Genomic DNA, 20323 nt, shown 5'->3' on the forward strand with positions numbered 1-20323 from the left:
TCCACCCTACGCAACGCTGCGCGCGTCCCCGGACCGACAGCGCGCTGTGCAAGGCTGGTGCGGTGCGACGACCCCCCACTGTCGGCCCGGCCGTGCTGGCCCTGCTGCTCACCCTCGGCCTCGCCGGCTGCGGCGCCGGCCCGCTGGCGCCGGCCGCTCCCGCCTCGACGGCCCCCGCCTCCACCGCCCCCGCCCCGACGGTCACCGCCGTCCCGAGCACCCCGGAGGCGGGCGGTTCGGCGAGCAACGCCGCCACCACGACCTGTGACTACCCGGCGGCGGGCGAAGCGGCCAAGGCGGCCACACCGCCACCCACCGCCGACGTCCCGACCACCGGGACGCTCCGCTACACCCTCGCCCTCACCGGCGGTCCGGTGACCATCACGATGGACCGCGCCAAGGCCCCCTGCACGGTGAACTCGTTCGCCTCGCTGGCCGACCAGGGCTACTTCGACGGCACGCGTTGTCACCGACTGACCGACTCAGGGTTCTTCGTGCTGCAGTGCGGTGACCCCTCGGGCACCGGGTCGGGCGGGCCCGGCTACTCCTTCGCCGACGAGACGACCGGCAAGGAGTCCTACACCACGGGGGTGGTGGCGATGGCGAACGCGGGCCCCGACACCAACGGCTCGCAGTTCTTCCTGGTCTGGAGCGACTCCACGGGGCTGCCGCCGAGCTACACGATCTTCGGTCAGATGGACACGGCGTCCCGCGACGTCGTGGCCCAGATGGCCGGTGAGGGCGAGGACGGCAGCAACGGCGCCGGCGACGGCAAGCCGAACAACCCGTCCGAGATCACCAAGGTCACCAAGGGCTGAGCAGGCTCAGTCGTTGGGACCCTCGTACGGCTCCCGCCGCTTGGGCTTGAGGTTGAGCAGGTAGTACAGCAGCATCAAGAGCCCGACGGCGAAGAAGCCGCCGACCAGGTCCGAGGCGATGCCGGAGCTCTCCGGCGGGTAGACCGGCGCGGGCGAGGCGGTGGCGTCGGCCGGCATCACCAGCGGCAGCAGCGTGCCCACGAACCACCCCACGACGTGTGGCACCAGGGCCATGGTCAGCTCCTTGCTGTGGGGTCGAGGAAGCGACGAAGCAGGTCGGCGACGACGGCGGGCTGGTCGGCGTGCACCCAGTGCCCGGCGCCCTTGACCGTGACGGTCCGCACCCGGGGGAACAAGGCCCGCATAGCCGGAGCGTACGCCGGGCGGACGTAGCCCGACTCGCTGCCGGCCAGCCAGAGCACGGGTCCGGTGAACGGATCCGCCCCGTACGGCGGGGCCGTCAGGTCGGGCCAGCCGGCGATCGCGGGCAGCTGGTCACCGAGCAGCGAGAGGTTCATCTGCCAACGCCAGCCGCCGGCTTCGCGACGCAGGTTCTGCAGCAGGAAGCCGCGGATCACCGGGTCGGGCACCGCCGGCACCAGGGCGGCGTCGGCGCTGGACCGGTCGCGCAGGGTCTCGAGGTCGACCGACCGCATCCCGTCCACGTAGCGGCCGAAGTCGGTCATCGCCTCGGTGTCGACGGGTGCGACGTCGACGACGCACAGCCGTGCCACCAGCGCGGGGTGCAGCAGGGCCAGGGCCATCGCGACCTTGCCGCCCATCGAGTGCCCGACCACCGTGACGGGCTCGCCGGTTCCCTCGGACTGAGGCGCCTCGAGCTGGGCCGCCACGGTCGCGGCCATCTGGGGGTAGGAGAACGAGGCGGACCAGGGCGAACGTCCGTGGTCGGGCAGGTCCAGCAGGGTCACCCGCGCCACGTCGCTCAGGCTGCGGCCGAGGGAGGTAAAGTTCTTGCCCTGGCCGAACAGGCCGTGCAGCAGGACGACCCGCGGCCCGCTCGTTCCGAGGGTGGTGGCGTAGAGCGGACCGGCGGTAGCGAGGGCGGTCACGGGCGGCGCTGCCAGCAGGCGGTGTGCCAGTGCCGGCGCTCGTCGAGGCCGCTGGCCGAGTGCCAGGATGGTTCCGCCGGCCAGACGACCACGTGCGGGACGCCGACGGCCACCACCTGGTCGCAGCCGGGGCAGCGGTAGGCCTTCACCGCCGAGGCGCCGGGGACACTGCGGACCAGCCAGCGTCCGTCCCGCTTGGTGGCCGCCGAGGCGTGGCCGGAGCCGAGCGGACGTGCCGGCCGAGTGTGCTTGCTCGGTCGGCCCTGCTTGCTCGGTCCGCCCTGCTTGCTCGGTCCGCCCTGCTTGCTCGGTCCGCTCTGCCTCACCATCAGCGGTCTGCGCGGCGCAGCACGTGCAGCGCGAGGTCGGGGTCGTCGGCGGCGGCGAGCTGCTCGAGCAGCAGGGCGGGCCGGTAGCCGGGGTCAGCGGTCTCGTCGAAGACCTGGCGCTGGACCGCGAGCGCCCGCTCCGGGCCGATCGCCGCCAGCTGGTCGAACGGCGGCGGCATCCGGCAGCCGAGGGACATCCCCGTGTCGACCGTCGCGGGACTGGCGTAGCCGACCCCGACCATGGTGAGGGCGTCGTTGAGGTAGGGCACCAGCAGGGCCTCGGGCAGCTCGCCGGCCCGCGAGGCAGGAGGCGGCGGCACGACCCCCGGCGCCCCCGTGGTGGTCGCGGTCGGGGTCGAGCCGTCGTAGGTGTAGAGGCCACGGCCCGTCTTGCGGCCGAGCAGCCCGGCCTCGACCAGGGAGGTGAGCAGCGGGGCAGGCAGGTAGCGGCGGTCGCCGAACTGGAGGTACATCCGCTGCAGCACCGCCACGGTGACGTCGAGGCCCACCAGGTCGAGCAGCGCCAGGGGACCCATCGGCATCCCGGCCGACACCAGGGCGTCGTCGATCTCCTCGCGGGTGGCGTAGCCGCGTTCATACCAGGTGGCGGCGGAGTTCAGGTAGCCGATCAGCAGGCCGTTGACCACGAAGCCGGCTCGGTCGCGACACGCGATGGTGGTCTTGCCGAGGCCGGCCAGGATCTCACGGACGCGGTCGAGCGTGCCGGCGGAGGTGAGCACCGTGGAGATGACCTCGACCAACGGCTGGACCGGCGCGGGGTTGAAGAAGTGGAGTCCGACCACGCGGCTCGGGTCCGACGTCGACGCGGCGAGGGAGGTCACCGACAGCGAGGAGGTGTTGGTGGCCAGGAGTGCGTTCGCGCCGACGACCGCGTCCAGGCGGGCGAAGACGCGCTGCTTGAGCTCGGGCAGCTCCGGTACGGCCTCGACGACGAGGTCGCAGTCGGCCAACGCGTCGATGCTCGTCTCGTAGGACAGCCGGGCCCGGACCGCCGCTCCCTCGCCCTCGGCGAGCTTGCCGCGCGACTCCGCGTACGCGGTGGAGGCCATGATGCGGCCCTCGGCCCGCGTCAGGGCGTCAGGCTGTTCCTCGACGCCGGTCACCGACCAGCCACCGCGGGCCAGCACCTCGGCGATCCCGGCACCCATCGTGCCGAGACCGACCACACCGGCCCGTCCGCTCGTCCCACCTGTTCCTGCCACAGCGCGAGTCTGCCAGAGGCGCTGACATCTGCTCCGCAGTCGCCCGGAAGACCGTCGGTACGGTCCTCCCGGCCACACGCCGGAGCATCCGTCAGCGGTTCGCCCTCGGCAGAGGCGGCCCGGTAGGTTGACCCGGTGCGATTGGTGGTGGCCCGGTGCCAGGTGGACTACGCCGGACGGCTGACGGCTCACCTCCCGATGGCCACGAGGCTGATCCTGGTCAAGGCCGACGGCTCGGTGTCGGTGCACGCCGACGACCGGGCGTACAAGCCGTTGAACTGGATGAGCCCGCCCTGCACCCTGGTCGAGCTGGCGCCCCCCGCGCCGGCGGACGACGCCGTCCCTGGTCCGGAGCCGCTGACCGCGCGCTGGGAGGTCCGGGGCCGCGACGGCGACACGCTGCAGATCTCGATCGCTGAGGTGCTGCACGACTCCTCCCACGAGCTGGGGGTCGACCCCGGGCTGCAGAAGGACGGCGTCGAGGCGCACCTGCAGGCGTTGCTCGCCGAGCACCCGGAAACCTTCGGCGCGGGCTGGTCGCTGGTCCGCCGCGAGCACATGACGCCGATCGGCCCCGTCGACCTGCTCTGCCGCGACGACTCCGGCAGCTATGTCGCGGTCGAGATCAAGCGGCGCGGCGAGATCGACGGCGTCGAGCAGCTGACGCGCTACCTCGACCTGATGCGCCGCGACCCGCTGCTCGGGTCGGTCCGCGGCGTCTTCGCCGCCCAGCAGATCAAGCCGCAGGCCCGGGTGCTGGCGGTCGACCGCGGGATCACCTGCGTGACGGTCGACTACGACCTGCTGCGCGGTATGGACGACAACACGCTGCGCCTCTTCTGACGGTCCAGATCGGCTGCTCAGCCGGCGGCGACCCGCTGCTCGGTCTGCTTGTCGTCGGTCTGCTTCAGCTCCGGCTTGTCGGGGGCCGGCTCGGCAGCGGAGGCGTGCTCGCTGTCGTCGAGCTCGAGCGCCGGGACCTCGGGCATGCTCTCGGCGGTCTCGACGGCCAGCGCGCTGAGCGAGGCGAGCTGGCTCAGCATCGCCTGCTTCCGACGGGTGAGCAGGTCCTGCTCCTGCCGCAGCTGGCGGCGGCGCCAGGCGAACTCCTGCCGGGAACGCTCCTCCAGGGTGGCCGCCTGCTGCCGGGCCCGCGCGACGAGCTGCTCGGCCTCCGCGGCCGCTTCTTGGCTTCTCCGTTCGGCCTCGGCCAGCGACTCCGCCCGCACGCGTCCGGCCTCGTCGGCCTGGGCGGTGAGGTGCGCGGCGGACTCGGCGTGCATCCGGGTGGAGTCGGCGAGGGTCTGCTGGATCCGTCCCCGCAGGTCGTCGGCCTCGATGGTCAGCTCGGCGAGGACCTCCTCGCGCTGGGCCGCGACCTCCTGCCGGACCCGCAACGCGTCCCGCTCGGCGTCGGCGAGCACGGTGGTCGCCTGCAGCCGGGCCGCCTCGAGCGCCACCCGCGCGTTGTTCTCCGCCTCGGTCATCACGGCACCGGCCTGCAACCGCGCGGCACCGAGCAGCTGCGCGGCCTCGGCGGTGGCGCCGCCGACCGCGGCAGCCGCCTCGCGCTCGCTCTGCGAGCGGAGCGTCTCCAGCCGGCCCAGCTCGACCGCACGTAGCTCGGCCAGCTCGGCGGCCGTGGAGTCTCGCAGCAGCTGGACCTCGTGCTCGGTCTGCTCGGTCAGCCGGTCGGCGTCGGCGGTGGCCCGGCCGCTGATGTCACGGGCCTGCTCCTCGGCGATCCGCAGGATCTCGCGCGCCCGACCGCCGAGAGCATGGAAGTCGGCCGGGGCGGGCGTCTCGGGCGGGGCCGCCTGGAGCTCGGAGTAGTGCGCGGCCAGGACCTCGTAGGACTGCCGCAGCTCGTTGATCTCGGCGTGGGCGCTGCGAGCGAACTCATCGACCGCCGCCCGGTCGTAGCCGCGGCGGACGAGCGGGAAGCCGTAGTCGGCAGCTCCGTTCGGGCGTTCGGCAGCGTGGGAAGGGACGGTACTCACGAGTTCGGACTCCTGGAATCAGCGCTGGCGCTCGGGACCGGCCGGAGGCAGGTCCGCGGTCGAGATCATGATGGTGGCGTCGCCGTCGATCTCCGGCTCTTCCATCGCCTGCGGGGCGACGGCCGGGCGGGCGACCGTCAGGTCCCCGTCGTCCCCGTCGCCCGCGTCGTCCGTGGTCGACTCGACCTCGGGCTCGGCTGTCACCGCTTCCGGCTCGTCGATGCCTTCCGGCTCGTCGATGTCCTCCAGCTCGGGGAAGGACGAAGCCGTCTGCTCGGCGAGGGCGGACAGGCTGGCCAGCTGGCTGAGCACGGCCTGCTTGCGCTGGCCCAGCAGCTCGGTCTCGCGCCGCAGCTGCTGCTTGCGCCAGGAGAACTCCTGCTGGGTACGCTGCCGCAGCTCGGCCGCCTCCTGCTGGGCGGCGCGGACGCGGGCCTCGGCGTCCTCGGCCGCCCGGACCCGGATGGTCTCGGCCTCGGCCAGGGCGTCAGCGCGCACCCGGGCCGCCTCGGCGAGGTCGGCCTCCAGCCGCGCGGCGGCCTCGGCCTGGTGCTCGGTGGCGTCGCGGAGGACGGCGGCCGTCTGCCCGGCGGCTTCGTCGTGCACCCGCCGCAGCTCGACCACAGCCCGTTCGCGTTCGGCGGTGATCTGCTCGCGGGCCACAGCCGCCTCGTGCTCGACGGTGCGTCGCAGGCTCTCGGTGTCCAGGTACGCCGCCTGGCGTACGGTCTGGGCCTCGTGCTCGCTCTCCCGGCGCAGCGCGTCGGCCTGCCGACGGGCGGCGTCGACCAGCGCCTGGGCCTCGGCGCCGGCCCTCTCGACCTGCACCCGGACCTGGTCCTGCAGCTGAGCACGCAGCTGGTCGACCTCGGCGGCGCCGGACTGCTTCAGGCCGTCGCCCTCGCGGACGGCCTGGCCGCGGATGCTGTCGGCCTCGCGCCGGGCCCGCTCCTTGACCCGCTCGGCCTCGAGGTTGGCCTGCTCGGTCAGCTCGCGAGCCTGCTCCTGGGCCAGCCGGAGGATGTCACTCGCCCGACCGCCCAGGTTGGCGTAGTCGATGTCGGAGGGGTCGACCCGGCCCGCGTCGGCCAGCTGCTGGCCCAGCGAGCCGACCTGCTCGTGGAGCTCGGCCGCCTGGCGCCGGGTGGCGACGAGCCGGCCCTCCAGGGTGCGCACGTACTCATCGACCGCGGACCGCTCGTAGCCCCGCAGCGCCGCTGGGAAGCTTCCCGCCGCGCTGGCGGTGTCGTCGAACAGACCCAGGCCGGTGTCGTCAGCTGAGCTCACGGGGAATCCTCTCCTGCGGCGACCGGGACCGGAGCCGGTTCGACCAGCTCGACCAGCACCCCGCCGGTGTCGTGCGGATGGACAAAGTTGACCAACGAACCACGGGTTCCCGGCCTCGGCTGATCATAGAGCAGACGCAGGCCGCGCTCTCGTAGCCGAGACGCCGCGAGAACGACGTCGGAGACCTCGTACGCGAGCTGTTGCAGTCCCGGGCCGGAACGGTCCAGGAACCGCGCGATCGGCGACTCCGGCGTCAGCGCCGCCAGCAGCTGCACCTGGGTGCCGCCTTCGACGCCAGGGACGGCGAGCATCGCCTCGGCCACGTCGGCGTCGGCGTTCTCCTCCCGGTGCACCAGCACCAGGCCGAGCACCTCGGTGTGGAAGGCGATCGCCGCGTCGAGGTCGGCCACGGCCAGGCCGACGTGGTCGACGGCCCGCAGCAGGCCGCCGTCGGCGAGCCCGAGGTCGGCGGCGGGTCCTGAGCCTGCGGCGGGTTCTGAGCCTGCGGCGTTCATGGGGACCAGGGTGCCAGACTGGTCCGCCACGGGCGGCGGCGGAAGGGAACTCGATGAGACCAGTGGTGGTCGGCGGGCGGGCAGCCCGCTGAGCGACGCGCTGGAGACCCTGCTGGCGGGCGTCCGCGCCGGCCAGCCACGGGCGGTCGGCCGGCTGGTCACCCTGATCGAGAACTCGTCGCCGGCCCTGCCGCAGATCATGGCCGGCCTGGCCCGCACGCCCGGCCACGCGTACGTGGTGGGCGTGACGGGGCCGCCGGGCGCGGGGAAGTCCACCACCACGGCAGCCCTGGTCACCGCGCTGCGGGCGCGCGGCCAGCGGGTGGGCGTGCTGGCCGTTGACCCGACCTCGCCCTTCACCGGCGGCGCGCTGCTGGGCGACCGGGTCCGGATGCAGCAGCACGCGCTCGACCCGGAGGTGCACATCCGGTCGATGGCCACCCGCGGCCACCTCGGCGGGCTGGCGGTCGCCGCGGCGCAGTCGCTCCGGGTGCTCGCCGCGGCCGGCTGCGCCACCGTGGTGGTGGAGACCGTAGGCGTCGGTCAGTCCGAGATCGAGGTGGCCGCCCTCGCGGACGTGACCGTGGTGTTGTGGGCGCCCGGGATGGGCGACGGGGTGCAGGCCGCCAAGGCCGGCATCCTCGAGGTCGCGGACCTGCTCGTGGTCAACAAGGCCGACCGGGACGGCGCCTCGGCGCTGGTCCGGGAGCTGCGGACGGCGACGAGCCTGGCCGCCCGTCCGCAGGGTGCCTGGGTGCCGCCCGTGCTGACCACGGTGGCGAGCGAGGGCACCGGCATGGACGAGCTGCTGGTGGAGCTCGACCGGTTCGCCGCCCACGCAGGGACCACTGGGGAGGCGGACCGCCGGCGGGCTGACCGGGCGCGGCGCGAGATCGAAGGGCTGGCGGTCGCCGCTCTGCTCGAGCGGTGGCGGACCGTCGCCGGCGCACGGCTCGACGAGCTGGCCGAGCAGGTCCGCGACGGCCGCACCGACCCGTACGCGGCCGCGGCGGCGTGGCTCGCGGCCGCTGACGGTGTGGTGGGGTAGACAGGATCCCGCACGCTCGAGGAGCTGTGCGCACCCGTGTACCGCACGAGCAGAAGGGGGTCGTCCGACGTGAAGTGGACCAAGAAGGTCATCTTCATCCTGGTCGTGGGCTTCTGCCTGTTCTACCTGATCCAGCAGCCCGAGGGGGCGGCGCAGGCCGTCCGTACGGTCTTCGGCGCGCTCGTCCGGGTGTTCCAGGCCGTTGTCACGTTCTTCACCTCGTTGGCCGCCTGACCGTGCCCGGGCTGGTCGAGTGGCTCGACCCGCACGTCGACCGCTACCTGCTGCTCAGCGAGCAGGAGTACATCGTGCTCGAGGTCTACAAGCACTGGATGGCCAGCGCGGCCGCCTGGGTCCGGCTGATCATCGCCGTCCCCGTCCTGCTCAGCTCGTGGGCGTTCCAGCCGCCGCTGTTCTGGGTGCTGCTGGTTCTCTCGGTCGGCGTCACCGTCCAGGCGCTCTACTCGATCGCTGACGAGTACCGGGACCGGTTCGTGATCACCAACCAGCGGGTCTTCCGGGTGCACGGCACCTTCGCCGTCCAGCGCGCCAGCGTGCCGCTCGGCCGCATCCTCGACATCACGGTCAAGAAGCCGCTGGTGGGCCGGATCTTCAACTATGGTCACTTCGTGTTCGAGTCCGCCGCCCAGGTGCAGGGGCTGAGCGAGGTGCGCTTCGTCCGCGACATCGACGCCCGGGACCGCACCCTGCAGGAGACGATGCAGCGCGCCGGCCTGCGCGCCACCGCGCCCCAGCTGGCCGACGACGGCACGTGAGCACCGAGCGGCGGCCGCTCGCCTTCGACCCCGTGGCGGAGGCGTCCCGGCTCTGGGCTGAACGCTGGGACGAGACCCCCCGGATGCGCGCGGTGACGTCGTTGATGCGGGTCCACCAGCTCGTCCTGAGCGAGCTCGACGAGCTGCTCCGCCCGCTCGGACTGACCTTCGCCCGGTACGAGGTGCTGGTGTTGCTGTCGTTCTCCCGCCGCGGCTCACTGCCGCTCGGCCGGATCGGCGAGCGGCTGCAGGTGCACGCCACGTCGGTGACCCCGCTGGTCAAGCGGCTGGAAGCCGCCGAGCTGCTGAGACGCACGCCCCATCCCGAGGACGGGCGTGCCGTGCTCGCCTCGATCACCGCCAAGGGCCGGGCCGTGATGGAGCAGGCGACGGAGCTGATCGTGGGCGCCCAGTTCGGGCTCGGATCGCTGAGCGAGGAGCAGTGCGACCAGCTGTCGACCCTGTTCACCACCCCGCGCGCCGCGGCCGGTGACTTCTCCTGAGACGACGCTAGGAGGGTGGTGTCAAACGCCGACCTGCTGCGCGGCACCCGGGCACGCACCGGTCTTCGTTGCCGTCGTCGCGGAGAGAACCCCGCTATCCGACTCCTCCGGCGCCTTGCCCGGCACGTACCCGGGCACCTGCTCGCTACGGCCGCCGTTCGACACCACCCTCCTAGGAGGGTGCAGGTCCTGGCCGTGGCCGACACCGACTCCTACCTCAAGTGGAGCGTCGCCACCCTGGCCGGGCTGCCGGCGGACTGGTCGAGCCGTCAGCTGGTGCTGCGCAACGCGGTGATGCCGTCGACCGGTCAGGTCGCCGCCGCCGGCGGGCCCGAGGCGACTGTCGTCACCCTGCCCGGGCTGCTGCGGCTGCTGGTCCGGGAACGGCCCGACGTGTTGCTGCTGGCCTGCACCGGTCCCGTCGTGCGGACGCTGACCCGGCTGCCCCCGTTGCGCGACCGCCGCCGACCGGTGCTGCTCACCGGACTGCCCGGCATCAGCTATCCGGCGTCCGCTCGGGCGGTCCGGCTGCGCCGGGGCTGCGACCTCTTCCTCGTGCACAGCCACCGGGAGCGGGTGGCGTTCGGCCGGCTGCCGACCGACGGTGGTGGGCCGGCCTACGCGCTGGCCCGGCTGCCGTTCCTGCCGGACGACGTCGGCGCGCCGCAATACAACACCGGCGCGCCGCCACACGACACCGTCGCGCCGCCACACGACACCGTCGCGCCGCCACACGGCACCGGCGGACCCCTCGTCTTCGCCCCGCAGGCGCAGGTGCCGACGAGCAGGAAGGACCGGGAGTCCGTCCTGCACGCGCTCGTGGCCGCCGCGCCGGCGCTGGTCAAGCTGCGGGCCGGGGCGGGGGAGCAGCAGACCCACCGGGAGACCTATCCCTACGACCAGCTGTGGGCCGGGCTGGTGGCGCGCGGCGAGGTGGCCGCCGACGCGGTCACCTTCACCACCGGCGCGATGAGCGAGGCGCTCGCCGGCGCGCGCGGGCTGGCCACCGTGTCCTCCACGGCCGCCCTGGAGGCGATCGGGCTCGGCGTGCCGGTGCTGGTGATCGAGGACTTCGGGATCTCGGCCGAGCTGATCAACCTGGTCTTCGCCGACTCCGGCTGTACCGGACCCATGTCCGGGTTGGCCACCGGTGACCTTCGCCGACCGACTCCTGAATGGCTGGCGGACAACTACTTCCACCCCACCGAGGACTCCGACTGGCTGGTCCGGCTGCGCCAGCTGGTCGAGCAGCGGACCGCGGGTGAGCTGCCTCCCGCGGCCGCGCCGGAGCGGGTGCCCGTTCGGGCGGCCGTCAGGCAGTACCTGAGACTGTCGCTCTCGGCCGAGCAGCGGCGTCGGGCGCTGGCCGGGACCGGCCGAGCTCGAGCACTCGGTCGCAGAGCTCGCGCACGGCTCCGTCCCCGCCCCGGCGCTGCAACACCAGCCGAGCGGCCGCCCGCACCTCCGGCCGGGCGTCCGCCACCGCCAGCGGCCAGCCCACCACCGCCATCGGGGCCAGGTCGTTGACGTCGTTGCCCAGGTAGGCCACCCGCGCGGCGTCGAGGCCGTGCGCGGCCAGCCAGCTGGTCAGGGCCGTTGCCTTGTCGTCCACGCCCTGCAGCACGTCGACACCCAGCTTGGCCGCCCGCGCCGAGACGACGGGGTTGCGTTCCCTGGACAGGATGAGCAAGGGGTACCCGGCCTCGCGCAGCGCTGCGACGCCCAGCCCGTCCGCGCGGCTGACCCGGACCAGCTCAGCACCCGCCGCGTCCAAGTACGCCGCGTCGTCGGTGTGCACCCCGTCGAAGTCCGTCACGACGGCGTCGACGTCGATCGCACTGTCCTGGGCACCGTGGTCCACCAGCGGCGCCAGCGCGTTCGCCATCGCGAGCTCCAGCAGGGTGTCGATCTCGAGCGCGGTCTGCTCGGCGACCTCGACCACGGTCGTCCGGCCAAAGAAGCGGTGCCGGGCCCGCCGGAAGCCGTCGGTGTCCATCGCGTAGAAGGCGCCGGTCTCGCGGTGGTCGGGGTCGCGGTCCTGCCGGCGAGGCCGGTACGCGGCGTCGTGGTTGACGCCCGCGGCCTGCGCGCCGACCCGACGCCACAGGAACTCATACGTCGCGACCGCGGCGAACGCGCAGTCCGCCCTCCCCCCCGCCACCAGGTCGACGGCGGTGTCGAGGTCAGCCGGGTCGAGGAACGGGCTGGTGCACTGGACCAGTAGCACGACGGCCGGGTCCGCCCCAAGGCTGTCCAGGGCGTGCAGCAGGGCCGACTCCGAGCTCGCCGTGTCCCCGGCCAAGGCGTCGGGCCGCTGGACCACTCGGGCGCCGGCGCCGGCCGCCGCGGCGGCGATGGCGTCGTCGTCGGTGGAGACGACCACCTCGTCGATCCGCAGCGCCGCCCGGCACGACCGGACGGCCCGGACCACCAGCGGCACGCCGCCGACGGTACGCAGGTTCTTGCCCGGAACGCCCTTGGACCCGCCACGGGCCGGGATGACGGCAACGACACGGCGCTCAGCAGAGGTCACGTGGGCGACGCTAGGGCGAGGGGCTGTCGGGTCCGTGAACGCCAGGTGTCAGGTCGGCGACGCCTGTCCGGGCCCTGGCTCGTCCCGTCCGTCCGCCCTGACGGCGCCGCGGCTGCCCTCGGCGGCTGGCCGACAAACCGACGAGACCGGTTCCGGACATAGCAAAGCCGGACGACTTGCCTGCTCGGGGGTTCAGGTAAGTCGTCCGGCTCCACTGGTGATATCGCTCGCGGCGGCCCACTCATTACAGATTCTGGAAAAAGCCTTGCGGAGCTTTCACAAAGCCGGTCGCGGGTCGGCCAACGGCCAGCCGCCGAGGGCGAGCCTGGCGCGGACGCGGTCGACGTCCTCTTCGCGCGGGAGCTCGTGGGTGACCTTCGTGATGATGGTCCCGATGTCGACGTTGCCGATCGGGGTGTCGCCCGCTTCGGACAGCGCCGCCGCCACGGCGAGCACCTCATCGTGCGACAGCCGCCGAGCCAGCACCGCGACGAGGGGGATGTAGTCGTTCTCGGGAACACCTTCGGGATAGCCGGCACGTAGCCAGCCGACCACTGAGGTCAGAAACGTAGGCATCGACATGGGCTCAGACTCCGAACAGCTGCTTGCCAAAGACGATGACCACGATACCGAAGGCGACCGCGAGGATGCAGATGCCGAAGCAGACGTAGGCGCCCGCCCTTCCGGCGGCGGAGGGGGTGCTGGTGTCGGCGCCGGAGGACTGGGGACCGCCGGCCGTGACCACCCGGCCGGTGTTGAGCGACCGGACGCCGAGGGCGAACAGGGCGGGCAGGCCGGCGCCGAGCACCAGCCCGACGAGGGCCACCTGCCAGAGGGCGTCGAGGGACTTGATCAGGATGTCGACCATGCTGGGCTCCTCAGGCGTTCACGGTCTGGCGGGCGGTGGGCTCGTCGGCCGGAGCCAGACCACCCTTCCACTCGTGGTTGACGTTGTCGGCGGTGATGGCGGTCTTGCGGGAGTGCCGGAACATGGCGCCTGCCGCGACGACCAGGATGGCGAAGACGACGCCGACGCCGGCCGAGCCGCTGATCACGTGGGACAGCTCCCAGCACAGCGCGCCGACCAGGGCGGCCGCGGGCAGCGTGATCAGCCAGGCGATGACCATCCGGCCGGCGACGGCCCAGCGGACGACGGCGCCCTTGCGGCCGAGCCCGGTACCCAGGATCGAACCGGTGGCCACGTGCGTGGTCGACAGCGCCAGACCCAGGTGGCTGGAGGACAGGATCGCGGCGGCCGAAGCCGTCTCGGCGGCCATGCCCTGAGGGGAGGAGATCTCGACGAGACCCTTGCCCAGCGTGCGGATGACGCGCCAGCCGCCGATGTAGGTGCCACCCGCGATGGCGAGCGCGCAGGCCGCCTTGACCCAGAAGGGGATCGCGTCCAGGTCGGTCCAGCTGCCGTAGGCGATCAGGGCGAGGGTGATCACACCCATCGTCTTCTGGGCGTCGTTGGTGCCGTGGGCCAGAGAGACCAGCGAGGCGGAGCCGATCTGGCCCCACCGGAAGGAGCTGTCCCGGCGCTCTTCGGGCACCTTGGAGACCAGCGCGAAGATGACGCGGGTGCCGATGGCGGCGACGAGCGCGGCGACGATCGGGGCAGCGACGGCCGGGATGACGATCGAGGAGACCACACCGTCCCACTTCACGCCGCTGAAGCCGAGGCTCGCGATGGCCGCTCCGATCAGGCCGCCGAACAGGGCGTGGGAGGACGAGGACGGCAGCCCGAGCAGCCAGGTCGCCAGGTTCCAGAGGATCCCGCCGACCAGACCGGCGAAGACGATGGTGAGGATCGGTGTCCCCATCAGCTCGGGGATCGGGGCCCCGTTCGCGCCCTGGATGGCGACCACCTTGTTGCTCACGGTCAGCGCGACCTCGATCGACAAGAAGGCGCCCACCAGGTTGAGGACGGCGGACAGCGCGACGGCTGCCTTGGGCTTGATGGCACCGGTGGCGATGGACGTGGCCATCGCGTTGGCGGTGTCGTGGAAGCCGTTGGTGAAGTCGAAGGCCAGAGCCGTCACGATGACGATGGCCAAGATGAAGAGAGGTTCGGTCACGAGGACGATGCTCGTCCCCCGGCGCCCGCCCGGTCCAACGCAGAAGGCCCCTTGACGCATAGGTTCACGAAGAGTTCATCTGGCTCTGCCGGGCCACGCCTGAGGGGCTCAGGTCCAGTAGAGGAGCGGCGCAGCGGGCAGCCGGGCCGCGAGCTCGCTGGTGAACCACTGCCGCATCTCGGCCATGGTGGCGCGCGGGTAGACGTACTTGACGCCGCCGAACTTGGACCGCTTCTGGGTGCGCACGTCCTCGTCCATCTCGAGCTTGGTCTGCGGGTACCAGCCGAGCAGCACGTCCTTGCTGGCCGGGGTGAAGCGGTGGGTGATGATCTCGGCGGTCAGGTCGAGGTCGGGTACGCCGGCGACGGCCGTCGTCACCTGGTCGAGCAACGCCCCGTAGCCCTGCTGCCAGCCGGGGTAGGCCATCACCGGCGCGATGGTCAGCCCCACGGGATAGCCGGCCAGCGCGAGGGCGCGTAGGGCGGTCAACCGGGCCGTGAGCGGGGCAGTACCGCCGTCGAAGCGGCGGGCCACCTCCGGGGCGTTGACCGAGAACCTGACCCGGGTCCGGCGCTGGTGGTCGAGGGTGAGCAGCTCGGTGACGTCGTCGAACTTGGTGGTGAAGCGCAGCGCCACGTCGTCCCCGTACGCGCCGGCGCCGACCCGGCGGACGGCCTCGGTGAGCGAGCCGGTGACGTGCTCGATGCCGAGCGGGTCGGTGTAGCAGGAGAGCTCGAACGTGGTGCCCTCGTGCCCGCGGAGATCCGTGCCGGTGGTGATCGTGCCGCGGCCGGCGTGGGTGCGGATCGGGGCCAGCACCTCGTCCAGGTTGGCGTAGACGCGGGTGACCGGCGGCCCCCCGAGCGATCCGGCGAGGTAGCAGTACTGACAGTGGGCCGGGCAGCCCTTGGCGAGGTCGATCCGCCAGTCCGCACTCGGCGGGATGGGCTGCGGCTTGAGCTGGCTCGGTGGCGCGACCACGACCGCGAGCGTGGTCTTGGCCCGGGCGTACGTCTCCCGCTCGGTCTCCCCTCGCAGCCCGCTCAACCGGTCGTTCGTCAGCATCATGATGTCGGTGACGCCCGCCGCCTCGCAGCGGCGCAGGATCTCCGCGGTGTGCGGCAGCTCGGCCGCGGCGCGCGTGACCTGGACGCGCTTGGGCGTCCAGATCCGCGTCGGAGCCGGGGTGAGGGGCAGGGTGCCGAGCTCGGGCAGGAGTGCGTTGCTCATCGGGAGGTACAACCCCCGCCGTACGCCCGTTCTTCCGCTTACCCGAGGGTCGCCGACACCACGGCGCGGGCTTCCTCCTGCACCTGGCGCAGGTGGTCGGCCCCGCGGAAGGACTCCGCGTAGATCTTGTAGACGTCCTCGGTGCCGGAGGGTCGGGCTGCGAACCAGGCCGACTCGGTGGTCACCTTGAGGCCGCCGATCGCCGCGCCGTTGCCCGGCGCCGAGGTCAGCTTGGCCGTGATCGGCTCGCCGGCGAGCTCGGTGGCCGCCACGGCCGACGGGTCGAGCTTGGCCAGCTTGGCCTTCTGCTCGCGGTTGGCCGGGGCGTCGACCCGGGCGTACGCGGCGGAGCCGTGGACGGCCTCGAGCGCGGCGTAGTGCTCGCTCGGTGTCAGCTGCGTGACGGCGGTGATCTCACTGGCCAGCAGGGCGAGCAGGATGCCGTCCTTGTCGGTGGTCCAGGTGCTGCCGTCCAGCGCCAGGAACGACGCGCCCGCCGACTCCTCGCCGCCGAAGGCGATGTCGCCGCTGCGCAGGCCCGGGACGAACCACTTGAAGCCCACCGGCACCTCGAGCAGCGTCCGGCCGAGGTCGGCGGCCACCCGGTCGATCATCGAGGACGAGACCAGCGTCTTGCCGACGGCGGCACCGGGCTTCCAGCCCGGCCGATGGCCGTAGAGGTACTGGATGGCCACCGCGAGGTAGTGGTTGGGGTTCATCAGGCCGGCGTCAGGGGTGACGATGCCGTGCCGGTCGGCGTCGGCGTCGTTACCGGTGGAGATCGCGTACGCGTCCTTGTTGCCGATCAGGCTGGCCATCGCGTTCGGTGACGAGCAGTCCATTCGGATCTTGCCGTCGGTGTCGAGGGTCATGAACGCCCACTGGGGATCGACCTTGTCGTTCACGACGGTCAGGTCCAGGCCCAGGTGCTCGGCGATGTAGCCCCAGTACTGGACGGCGGCGCCGCCCATCGGGTCGGCCCCGATCCGGACGCCGGCCTCGCGGACGGCGTCGAGGTCGAGGGCGTTCCCGAGGTCCTGGCAGTAGGCACTCAGGTAGTCGAACCGGTGCAGGTCGTTCTTGACCGCCGCGAACGGTCGCCGCTTGATCGCCGTCGGGTCGGCGAGCAGAGCGTTGGCGCGGGCGGCGATCACGCTGGTGGCGTCGGAGTCGGCCGGACCGCCGTGCGGCGGGTTGTACTTGAAGCCGCCGTCCCGCGGCGGGTTGTGCGAGGGCGTCACCACGATCCCGTCCGCCTGCTGGGCGGGGGAGGCGGTCGCGTTGTGCACCACGATCGCCCGCGACACCGCCGGGGTGGGGGTGTAGTCGTCGTCACCCTCGCAGCGGACCATCACGCCGTTGGCGAGCAGCACCTCGATCGCGGTCCGCCAGGCCGGCCCGGACAACGCGTGGGTGTCCTTGCCGAGGTAGAGCGGACCGCGGATGCCCTGGCTCGCCCGGTACTCCACGATCGCCTGGGTCGTGGCGGCGATGTGCGGGTCGTTGAACGCCGCGTCCAGGCTCGAGCCGCGGTGACCCGAGGTGCCGAAGACGACCTGCTGGTCGGGATTCGTCGGGTCGGGCAGGAGGTCGTAGTACGCGGACACGACCGCGTCGACGTCGATGAGGTCTTCGGGGAGAGCCGGCTGTCCGGCGCGACTGTGGGCCATGCCCGCCATTCTGCCCACACGGGGCTTGTCAGGGACGGCCGGGCTGGTGCGGCAGGATGGAGTCATGAGCTCGTCCAGCTTTTCCCGTGCCGGTGCCATCGACCTGTCCGCGCTCGCGGCCCGAGCCAAGACGCCACCTGCGGTCCCCGGACGCGGTTCCGGTGGAGCTGCTCGGCTGGGCTCGGGCAGCTCGTACGTGCTCGAGGTCACCGAGCAGACCTTCGAGGCCGAGACCATCCGGCGTTCGCTCAAGCACCCCGTGGTGGTGGAGCTCTACTCACCGCGGGTCGCCAGCGGCCAGCAGCTCAGTGACGCGCTGGCTGCCATCGCCAACGCCGCCGGCGGCAAGTTCCTCCTCGCCCGGTTGAACATCGACACCGCGCCCGGCATCGTCCAGGCGCTCCAGCTCGAGGCGGTACCGACGGTCCTCGCGCTGATCGGCGGCCGGGTGGCGCCGCTGTTCCAGGGGGTTCTTCCCCAGGCCGAGGTGCAGGCCGCGATCGACCAGCTGCTCGCCGCGGCGCTCAGCAACGGCATCGTCGGCCGGGCTGAGCCCGTCGGTGGGCCGGCGACGGGCGAGGTGGACGACGAGCCGGTCGCCGACCCCCGCTTCGCCGCCGCCGACGAGGCCCTCGAACGGGGCGACTTCGCCGGTGCCGTCGAGGAGTTCGACCAGCTGCTCGCCCTCGACCCCAACGACGCCGAGGCGAAGGCCGGCAGGGCGCAGGCGGGCCTGTTCGCGCGGGCCGCCGCCCTGGACCCGCAGGCCGCGATCGCCGCGGCCGCGTCCAGCGACGCCCTTGCCGCCCAGCTCGACGCCGCCGACGTCGAGATGCTCAGCGGCCTGGTGGAGGAGGCCTTCGGCCGGCTGCTCGGCCTGGTCCGCACCCGGGCCGGCGCCGAGCGCGACACCGCCCGCGTGCGCCTGCTCGAGCTTTTCGAGACCCTCGGCAACACCGACGACCGCGTCCTGAAGGGCCGCCGTCAGCTGATGGCCGCCCTGTTCTGACCCACCCGCCAGGCAGTACCTACCCGCCTAGGCAGTGAGGGGCGGGTCTCCGGTGGCGGCGGCCTCGTCGGGGGCGGAGGGGGTTTCCGCCGGGGTGGCGGCGCCCTTGAGGCGGGCGTCGGGTCGGGCGGCCGACGCCGTACCGGCGGTGGCGGCCGGTTGCGAGGGCTTGGCGTCGGCCTTTGGTTTCGGTGAGACCTTCGGCGCGGCGGAGGCGTCGTCGGTGGCCGTCGGAGCGGGCTTGACCTTCGACCAGGCCGGCGACGCCTGCTTGGCGGCGGCCCGGACGCCACGGTCGACCGAGGCGCTGTCGGACTGTTCCTCCGACGTCACGGGCAGGAAGCGCAGCCAGACCGAACCGAGCGGCGGGATGGTGACCGCGGCCGAGGCGGCGTACCCGTGGGAGGGCACGGCGCCGGCTACGACCTGGCCGAGGTTGCCGAACGTGCCGGAGCCGTCGTACTCCGCGGCGTCGGTGTTCAGGATCTCTTCCCAGATGCCTTCGGACGGGAGCCCGATCCGGTAGTCGGCCCGGGGATCGGCGGCGAAGTTGGTGACGCAGGCGATCATCTGGCCCTGGCCGTCGAAGCGCAGGAACGAGAAGACGTTGCCGCCCTGGTCGTCGGCGCTGATCCAGGCGAAGCCGGCCGGGTCGCTGTCAGCTGCGTAGAGCGCCGGGTTGGCCCGTTGGATCGCGTTCATGTCCTTGACCAGCCGCTGCACCCCGCGATGACCCCAGTGGGCCGACTCGTCCCAGTCGAGGCTGCGCTGCTCGGAGAACTCGCGGCGCTGGCCGAACTCGGTGCCCATGAACAGCAGCTGCTTGCCCGGGTGGGACCACATGAAGGAGTAGAAGGCCCGTAGCGTGCCGAACTTACGCCACTCGTCCTCGGGCACCCGCTCGAACATCGAGCCCTTGCCGTGGACGACCTCGTCGTGGCTGATCGGCAGGATGAAGTTCTCGGAGTAGGCGTACGCCATCGCGAACGTCATCTCGTGGTGGTGGTACTGCCGGTAGACCGGTTCGCGGCCGATGTAGCGCAGCGAGTCGTTCATCCAGCCCATGTTCCACTTGAAGCCGAAGCCGAGACCGCCGGCGTCGACCGCTCGGGTCACCCCGGGCCACGACGTGGACTCCTCGGCGATCATCATGATCCCCGGCTTGCGGGCGTAGTTGTGCTGGTTGACCCGCTGCAGCAGCGACACGGCCTCGAGGTTCTCGTTGCTGCCGTACCTGTTCGGGATCCACTGACCCTCGTTGCGGGAGTAGTCCAGGTAGAGCATCGAGGCGACGGCGTCGATCCGCAGCCCGTCGATGTGGAACTCCTCCAGCCAGTAGTAGGCGTTGGAGATGAGGAAGCTCTGCACCTCGTTGCGGCCGAAGTTGAAGATGTAGGAGCCCCAGTCGGGGTGCCAGCCGAGCTTGGGGTCCTCGTGCTCGTAGAGCGCCGTGCCGTCGAAGCGCTGCAGCGCCCACGGGTCGGTGGCGAAGTGGCCGGGGACCCAGTCTACGATCACGCCGACGCCGGCCTGGTGCAGCGCGTCGACCAGGTGCCGGAACTCATCGGGGGAGCCGAAGCGCGACGCCGGCGCGAAGTAACCGGTGACGTGGTAGCCCCAGGAACCCTCGTACGGGTGCTCGGCCACCGGCATCAGCTCGACGTGGGTGTAGCCCTGCCAGGTGACGTACTCGACCAGCTGCTCGGCGAGCTCGGTGTAGGTCAGCCCGTGCCGCCACGAGCCCAGGTGCACCTCATAGATGCTGACGGGCTCGGCGTGCTGGGTCTTCTGGCCGCGGTACCAGAGCCACGCGTCGTCGCCCCAGGTGTACTGGCTCTGGTGCACGATCGAGGCCGTGTGCGGTGCAGCCTCGCAGAAGCGGGCCATCGGGTCGGCCTTGAGCCGCCAGACGCCGTCGACGCCGAGCACCTCGAACTTGTACAGCGAACCGGTGCTGACACCCTCCACGAAGAGCGCCCAGACTCCGGACCCGGGCACCAGGTGCATCTGGCCGGAGTCGCCGTTCCAGGAGTTGAAGTCACCGACCAGCCGCACGGTCTGCGCGTTCGGGGCCCAGACCGAGAAGCGGGTGCCGAAGAGCTCGCCGCGCTCGGAGTCGATGACCGTCGTCTCCTGCGCCCCCAGCCGGCGCCAGCACTCGGTGTCGTGGCCGGCGTGGAAACCGGTGAGGTCCCATCCGGTGAGCCCGCCGCTGAGATCGAACGCCATAGCCC

Annotated in this window: 21 protein-coding genes and 1 pseudogene; 8 read left to right on the plus strand and 14 right to left on the minus strand. The window is 72.3% G+C overall.

Going from position 1 to position 20323, the window contains the following annotated elements; translation table 11 throughout:
* Positions 1-62 precede the first annotated feature (62 nt).
* A complete protein-coding gene (locus ACFE76_RS18095; RefSeq protein WP_375433179.1) occupies positions 63-818 on the plus strand; it encodes a peptidylprolyl isomerase in 756 nt (251 codons plus the stop codon).
* Positions 819-824: 6 nt separating this feature from the next.
* On the opposite strand, the gene ACFE76_RS18100 is transcribed toward ACFE76_RS18095, so the two are convergent.
* Genes ACFE76_RS18100 through ACFE76_RS18115 form a run of 4 tightly spaced genes read right to left on the minus strand, consistent with a single transcriptional unit; the run spans position 825 to position 3440 of the window.
* The gene (locus ACFE76_RS18100) at positions 825-1052 is read right to left on the minus strand and encodes a hypothetical protein (RefSeq protein ID WP_375433180.1); all 228 of its coding nucleotides are present in this window, start codon (positions 1050-1052) and stop codon (positions 825-827) included.
* Between the two features lie 2 nt (positions 1053-1054).
* Positions 1055-1888, minus strand: coding sequence for an alpha/beta fold hydrolase (locus ACFE76_RS18105; RefSeq protein WP_375433181.1), 834 nt, complete (start codon positions 1886-1888; stop codon positions 1055-1057).
* A complete protein-coding gene (locus tag ACFE76_RS18110; protein ID WP_375433182.1) occupies positions 1885-2217 on the minus strand; it encodes a hypothetical protein in 333 nt (110 codons plus the stop codon). Before ACFE76_RS18110 ends, ACFE76_RS18105 begins: the two co-directional genes overlap by 4 nt.
* Positions 2217-3440 carry a 3-hydroxyacyl-CoA dehydrogenase NAD-binding domain-containing protein gene (locus ACFE76_RS18115; RefSeq protein ID WP_375433183.1) on the minus strand — a complete coding sequence of 408 codons (1224 nt, stop codon included), beginning with the start codon at positions 3438-3440 and terminating at the stop codon, positions 2217-2219. Before ACFE76_RS18115 ends, ACFE76_RS18110 begins: the two co-directional genes overlap by 1 nt.
* A 135-nt stretch (positions 3441-3575) precedes the next feature.
* Between ACFE76_RS18115 and nucS the strand changes: the two genes are divergently transcribed.
* Positions 3576-4283 carry an endonuclease NucS gene (gene nucS / locus ACFE76_RS18120; protein WP_375433184.1) on the plus strand — a complete coding sequence of 236 codons (708 nt, stop codon included), beginning with the start codon at positions 3576-3578 and terminating at the stop codon, positions 4281-4283.
* 17 nt (positions 4284-4300) lie between these two features.
* Here nucS and ACFE76_RS18125 read toward each other — a convergent pair whose 3' ends face one another.
* Genes ACFE76_RS18125 through mce form a run of 3 tightly spaced genes read right to left on the minus strand, consistent with a single transcriptional unit; the run spans position 4301 to position 7242 of the window.
* A complete protein-coding gene (locus ACFE76_RS18125; protein ID WP_375433185.1) occupies positions 4301-5440 on the minus strand; it encodes a hypothetical protein in 1140 nt (379 codons plus the stop codon).
* A gap of 18 nt (positions 5441-5458) precedes the next feature.
* Complete coding sequence (locus tag ACFE76_RS18130) at positions 5459-6727, minus strand: DivIVA domain-containing protein (RefSeq protein ID WP_375433186.1); 1269 nt, start codon at positions 6725-6727, stop codon at positions 5459-5461.
* Positions 6724-7242: a methylmalonyl-CoA epimerase gene (gene mce, locus ACFE76_RS18135; RefSeq protein ID WP_375433187.1), complete on the minus strand. Its 519-nt coding sequence runs from the start codon at positions 7240-7242 to the stop codon at positions 6724-6726. Before mce ends, ACFE76_RS18130 begins: the two co-directional genes overlap by 4 nt.
* A gap of 10 nt (positions 7243-7252) precedes the next feature.
* Here mce and meaB point away from each other — a divergent pair, with 10 nt between their 5' ends.
* From meaB to ACFE76_RS18160, 5 genes and pseudogenes are all read left to right on the plus strand, one after another.
* Positions 7253-8290, plus strand: a complete 1038-nt coding sequence (gene meaB, locus ACFE76_RS18140) for a methylmalonyl Co-A mutase-associated GTPase MeaB (RefSeq protein ID WP_375433188.1) — start codon at positions 7253-7255, stop codon at positions 8288-8290.
* 69 nt (positions 8291-8359) lie between these two features.
* The gene (locus ACFE76_RS18145; RefSeq protein ID WP_375433189.1) at positions 8360-8524 is read left to right on the plus strand and encodes a hypothetical protein; all 165 of its coding nucleotides are present in this window, start codon (positions 8360-8362) and stop codon (positions 8522-8524) included.
* A gap of 2 nt (positions 8525-8526) precedes the next feature.
* A complete protein-coding gene (locus ACFE76_RS18150) occupies positions 8527-9066 on the plus strand; it encodes a PH domain-containing protein (protein ID WP_375433190.1) in 540 nt (179 codons plus the stop codon).
* The gene (locus ACFE76_RS18155; protein ID WP_375433191.1) at positions 9063-9569 is read left to right on the plus strand and encodes a MarR family winged helix-turn-helix transcriptional regulator; all 507 of its coding nucleotides are present in this window, start codon (positions 9063-9065) and stop codon (positions 9567-9569) included. Before ACFE76_RS18150 ends, ACFE76_RS18155 begins: the two co-directional genes overlap by 4 nt.
* Positions 9570-9764: 195 nt before the next feature.
* Positions 9765-10799, plus strand: a pseudogene (locus tag ACFE76_RS18160) (DUF6716 putative glycosyltransferase); the annotation flags it as partial.
* Between the two features lie 82 nt (positions 10800-10881).
* Here the strand turns inward: ACFE76_RS18160 and ACFE76_RS18165 are convergent.
* From ACFE76_RS18165 to pgm, 6 genes are all read right to left on the minus strand, one after another.
* Positions 10882-12102, minus strand: coding sequence for a cytidylyltransferase domain-containing protein (locus ACFE76_RS18165; protein ID WP_375433192.1), 1221 nt, complete (start codon positions 12100-12102; stop codon positions 10882-10884).
* Between the two features lie 276 nt (positions 12103-12378).
* On the minus strand, positions 12379-12678 hold the full coding sequence (locus ACFE76_RS18170) for a DUF3349 domain-containing protein (RefSeq protein ID WP_375433193.1): 300 nt from the start codon (positions 12676-12678) through the stop codon (positions 12379-12381).
* A 10-nt stretch (positions 12679-12688) separates the two neighbouring features.
* Complete coding sequence (locus tag ACFE76_RS18175) at positions 12689-12970, minus strand: hypothetical protein (protein WP_375433194.1); 282 nt, start codon at positions 12968-12970, stop codon at positions 12689-12691.
* Between the two features lie 10 nt (positions 12971-12980).
* Positions 12981-14180, minus strand: coding sequence for an anion permease (locus tag ACFE76_RS18180; protein ID WP_375433195.1), 1200 nt, complete (start codon positions 14178-14180; stop codon positions 12981-12983).
* 108 nt (positions 14181-14288) lie between these two features.
* Positions 14289-15410, minus strand: coding sequence for a spore photoproduct lyase family protein (locus ACFE76_RS18185; protein WP_375433196.1), 1122 nt, complete (start codon positions 15408-15410; stop codon positions 14289-14291).
* Positions 15411-15448: 38 nt separating this feature from the next.
* Entirely contained in the window at positions 15449-17080 is a 1632-nt protein-coding gene (gene pgm / locus ACFE76_RS18190) for a phosphoglucomutase (alpha-D-glucose-1,6-bisphosphate-dependent) (RefSeq protein ID WP_375433197.1), read from the minus strand.
* 64 nt (positions 17081-17144) lie between these two features.
* Here pgm and ACFE76_RS18195 point away from each other — a divergent pair, with 64 nt between their 5' ends.
* Positions 17145-18089 (plus strand): tetratricopeptide repeat protein, encoded by a 945-nt coding sequence (locus ACFE76_RS18195; protein ID WP_375433198.1) that lies wholly within the window; start codon positions 17145-17147, stop codon positions 18087-18089.
* Positions 18090-18116: 27 nt separating this feature from the next.
* On the opposite strand, the gene glgB is transcribed toward ACFE76_RS18195, so the two are convergent.
* A complete protein-coding gene (gene glgB, locus ACFE76_RS18200) occupies positions 18117-20318 on the minus strand; it encodes a 1,4-alpha-glucan branching protein GlgB (protein ID WP_375433199.1) in 2202 nt (733 codons plus the stop codon).
* Positions 20319-20323 lie beyond the last annotated feature (5 nt).

Source organism: uncultured Friedmanniella sp., from assembly GCF_964244005.1.
Classification (GTDB): domain Bacteria; phylum Actinomycetota; class Actinomycetes; order Propionibacteriales; family Propionibacteriaceae; genus Microlunatus.